Here is a 4,511-nt window from a genome sequence, read left to right on the forward strand (position 1 = left end):
CTCCACCACGGCGGCGATCGCCTGTCCCATGCGGCCCAGGGCGCCAGCGATGGCGATGCGGATGGGAGCGGTCAGCGGGGTCTCTCCAACGTCATACGGAATTCCGTAAGCGCTTGTCCCGCGAGCCTGGCGGTTGGGTCAAGGGAGAGCGCCGCGCCTTTCCTCCCCCGTGATGCGGAGTGGAACGGGGGAGGGGGACCGCGCCGCAGGCGTGGGGGAGGGGGCGAGCTTCGAGCTCGGAACCCGGTCTTGCCCCCTCCACCAGCCACGCCGGTCCCCCTGCCCGGTAAACGGGGGAGGAAAAACGCGCCCTACGCCGACTGGAAGAGCCCGATCTCCTCCTTCATCGCGCGGGCCACGTGGGGCCTCGCGGTGACGCGGGCGTAATAGGCGGCGACATTGGGCCAGGTCTTCAGGTCGATGCCGACGAACTGGGCCCAGTTGAGGACGGCGGTCAGGTAGGCGTCAGCGACGCTGAAGCCGTCCAGCAGATAGTCACGACCCGTCAGGTGGGCGTCGAGATAGGCCAGGCGGTCGGGCGCGGCGTCGCGGGCATAGGTCTTGGCGCCGTCATTGGCCTTGGGGCTCAGCAGGGGGGTGAACACCGTCTTGTGCAGCTCAGAGCCAATGAAGCTGAGCCACTGGGTCAGGCGCGAGCGCTCGATGCCGCTGGCCGGGGCGAGGTTCGCGCCCGGAAACTGATCGGCGATGAAGGGCAGGATGGCGGCGTTCTCGGTGAGAATACCTCCGCTCGGGGTACGCAGCGCCGGCACCATCCCCTTGGGATTTATGGCGCGGTAGTCAGCACCGTCGGCGGTTGTTTGGGTCTTGGTGTCGACCCGCCGGAGGGCGACATCGGCTTCCGCGCCCGCCTCATAGACAGTGATGCGCGAGGCGAGGGAGCAGGCGAGGGGTGAGAAATACAGGTCCATGACGGCCTCCGGTCGGTTGATTTACATATCGTCCGATACAAAATAAGAGCCGTCAATATTTTCATGCAAGACAGTACATAATTAGGCTCGCGCGGCGGGCAATTTCCTCAACCGCTGAGCGGTCGAAATACCTGCTGGCGCCAGGCATTAAAGTCCTTAACGGTAGTAAATTAATCGCCTCAGGGGTTTGATTCGAAGTGGTACAGATAGAGCCCCGCCCCCGCGGCCGGCCGCGCACCTACGATCCCGCCGTGGCCCTTGACCAGGCCCGCGCCGCCTTCTGGAACACCGGCTATGCGGCCACCTCCCTGGATGATCTCTCCGCGGCGACAGGCCTGAACCGGCCAAGCCTCTACGGCGCCTTCGGGGACAAGAAGGCCATGTACATCCAGGCCTTGGAGAAATCCCGGGCCGAGATCAGCGCCAGCCTCGCCGCCGCCTTCGCCCCCGAGGACCACCTACGCACAGCCCTGACCCGCGTCTACGAGGCCACCGCGGCCATCTATATGCGCGGCGACGCCGGGCCCCGAGGCTGCTTCCTGATCGGAACGGCCGTGACCGAGGCCGTGGACGATCCTGACGTCCGGGGCCTTCTGGCGGGCGCACTCTCCGAGATCGACGCGGCCTTCGAGGGCCGCATCCGCCGCGCCATGGAGGTGGGCAACCTGCCGGGTTCCAGCGACGCGTCCGGCATGGCGCGGGTGGCGACCGGGGTTCTGAACGGGATGGCCGTGCGGGCCCGAGCCGGCGGCGACCTGGCGACCCTGCGCGCCATGGGCGCCTCGGTGGTGGATCTGATCTGCGGCCGCGCCGGACGGTAGGCCCCAAACCTTTCCTCCCCTGTGGAACGGGAGAGGGCGGCCGCCCGATGGGGGAGGGAAAGGTCGCGCTTCCTGAAGAGAGATCACGCCCCTATGAACACCCCCGCAGCGCGCCCGCTTCGAAGAGGCGCCGAGGATCACGTCATGAAGCTTTATTCCGCCGAACTCTCGCCCTTCGCCGCGCGGCCACGGGTGGCGATCTACGCCAAGAACCTGCCCGTGGAGATCCTGACCCATCCGGCGGACCTGAAGAGCGCCGAGTATCTGGCGATCAACCCCATGGGCAAGCTTCCGGCCCTGGTGCTGGACGACGGGACGGTGATCCCGGAGAGCGACACCATCGTCGAATACCTGGCCGACGCCTATCCGGAGGCGCGGCTGCGCCCCGCCAAGCCCGCCGACATCGCGCGCGGCTGGCTGATCGCCCGCGTGGCCGAGCTCTACGTCATGGCCTCGGGCGGGGCGCTGTTTGGGCAGATGAACCCCGCGACCCGCGACGCCGCAGTGGTGGATGACGCCTTCGTCAAGCTGGAGAGCGGCCTGGAGCACCTCAACGTCTTCATGACCGACGACACCTATGCGGTGGGCGACAGCCTCACGACGGCCGACTGCGCCCTGGTCCCCATGCTGATGTTCGTCGGTGTGTTCGGCATGGTGTTCCGCAAGGGCGACCTGTTGGCCAAGCACACCAAGGTCGCGGCCTATTGGAGCCGTGTGCAGACCGATCCGGGCGCCGCCAAGGTGCTGGCCGAAATGCAGGCCGCGCTTGCGGCCCGCCGCGCGGGCTGATTTCCCACGCACCTCGCCCGGCCGAGCTTTGCGCCGCGGCAGGTTGTTTCAGGGCGCCGGCCTCTGTAGGTTGGCGCCCTTCCGTTCCCGAGACCTCAGCGCCCAAGGACACGCCGCCCCTATGAGCGACGCCGAAAAACGCACCTTCACCGATGAGGAGGCCCTGAGCTTCCACAAGTACCCGACGCCCGGGAAGATCGCGATCGTCGCCACCAAGCCGATGGCGACCCAGCGCGACCTGTCCCTGGCCTATTCGCCGGGCGTCGCGGTGCCGGTGCTGGCCATCGCCGAGAACCCGGAGCTGGCCTACGACTATACGTCGAAGGGCAACCTGGTGGCGGTGATCTCCAACGGCACGGCGATCCTAGGCCTGGGCAACCTCGGCGCCCTGGCCTCCAAGCCGGTGATGGAGGGCAAGAGCGTGCTCTTCAAGCGCTTCGCCGACGTGGACTCCATCGACATCGAGGTCTCGGCCACCGACCCGGACGAGGTCATCACGGTGATCAAGAACATCGGGGTCACCTTCGGCGGCATCAATCTCGAGGACATCAAGAGCCCCGAGTGCTTCCGCATCGAGACCGAGCTGCAGGAACTGCTGGATATCCCAGTGTTCCATGACGACCAGCACGGCACGGCGATCATCTCCGCCGCGGGCCTGATCAACGCCTGCCACATCACCGGCCGCGACCTGAAGGACGTGAAGGTGGTGCTGTGCGGGGCCGGGGCGGCGGGCATCGCCAGCCTGGACCTGATCAAGGCCATGGGCGTGCGCGGTGAAAATTGCATCGCCGTGGACAATACCGGGGTGATCTATCGCGGCCGCACCGCGGGCATGAACCAGTGGAAGTCGGCCCACGCCGTCGACACTGACGCGCGGACCCTGGCCGAGGCCCTGGTGGGGGCTGACGTCTTCCTGGGCCTGTCGGCCAAGGGGGTCCTGACCCAGGACATGATCATGAAGATGGCGCCCAATCCGCTGATCTTCGCCATGGCTAACCCCGATCCTGAGATCCTGCCGGAAGAGGTGCACGCCGTGCGCCCCGACGCCATCGTCGGCACCGGGCGCAGCGACTATCCCAACCAGGTCAACAACGTCCTGGGCTTCCCCTACATCTTCCGCGGCGCGATGGATGTCCGCGCCCGCCGGGTGAACCTGGAGATGAAGATCGCCTGCGCCAACGCCCTGGCGCAGCTGGCGCGCGAGGACGTGCCCGACGAGGTGGCGGCCGCCTATCACGGCGTGCAGCTGAAGTTCGGCCCGCAGTACATCATCCCCTCGCCCTTCGATCCGCGGCTGATCTGGTACATCCCGCCCTTCGTGGCCCAGGCGGCCATGGACACCGGTGTCGCCCGCAGGCCCATCGAGGACATGGACGCCTATCGGGCGTCCCTGGCCCAACGGCTCGATCCCACCGCGGCGTTCCTGCAGAAGCTGCAGGGGACCGTGCAGGCGGCGCCGAAGAAGCGGATCGTCTTCGCCGAGGGCGAAGAGCCCAGCGTGATCCGCGCGGCCTACGCCTTCGAGAGCCAGGGCCTTGGCCAAGCCGTCCTGGTGGGCCGCGAGGACTTGGTGCGTGAGAACATGACGCTCGCCGGTCTCGACCCCGAGGTCGTGAAGCTGGAGATCATCAACGCCCGGCTTTCGGACCGAAATCCGGAATATGTGGAATATCTCTACAGCCGGCTGGCGCGTCAGGGCTTCCTGAAGCGCGATGTCCAGCGGCTGATCAACCAGGACCGCAACTCCTTCGCCGCCTCCATGGTGGCCCTGGGCCACGCCGACGGCATGGTCACCGGTGTCACCCGCTCCTACGACCAGGTGCTGGAGGAGGTGCTGCAGGTGATCGACCCGCTGCCGGACGGCCGGGTCATGGGCATGAGCGTGGTGCTGGCCAAGGGCCACACCCTGTTCATCGCCGACACCAACGTCACCGAGATGCCCGAGGCCGACGAGCTGGTGGAGATCGCC

The 4,511-nt window shown here is 67.1% G+C and carries 4 protein-coding genes; 3 read left to right on the top strand and 1 reads right to left on the bottom strand.

Features of this window, described 5'->3' with window-relative positions:
* Nucleotides 1-311: 311 nt before the first annotated feature.
* The gene (locus RMO97_RS17500; protein WP_310542298.1) at nt 312-932 is read right to left on the bottom strand and encodes a glutathione binding-like protein; all 621 of its coding nucleotides are present in this window, start codon (nt 930-932) and stop codon (nt 312-314) included.
* A 251-nt stretch (nt 933-1,183) separates the two neighbouring features.
* On the opposite strand from RMO97_RS17500, the gene RMO97_RS17505 reads away from it, so the two are divergent.
* The 3 genes from RMO97_RS17505 to RMO97_RS17515 all read left to right on the top strand — a co-directional run.
* Entirely contained in the window at nt 1,184-1,753 is a 570-nt protein-coding gene (locus tag RMO97_RS17505; protein ID WP_310542299.1) for a TetR/AcrR family transcriptional regulator, read from the top strand.
* A 144-nt stretch (nt 1,754-1,897) separates the two neighbouring features.
* Nucleotides 1,898-2,542, top strand: a complete 645-nt coding sequence (locus tag RMO97_RS17510; RefSeq protein WP_310542300.1) for a glutathione S-transferase family protein — start codon at nt 1,898-1,900, stop codon at nt 2,540-2,542.
* A gap of 121 nt (nt 2,543-2,663) precedes the next feature.
* A partial coding sequence (locus RMO97_RS17515) for an NADP-dependent malic enzyme (RefSeq protein WP_310542301.1) occupies nt 2,664-4,511 on the top strand: 1,848 nt, incomplete at its 3' end.

This window comes from Phenylobacterium sp. (assembly GCF_031425575.1).
In the GTDB taxonomy this organism is placed as follows: Bacteria; Pseudomonadota; Alphaproteobacteria; order Caulobacterales; family Caulobacteraceae; genus Phenylobacterium.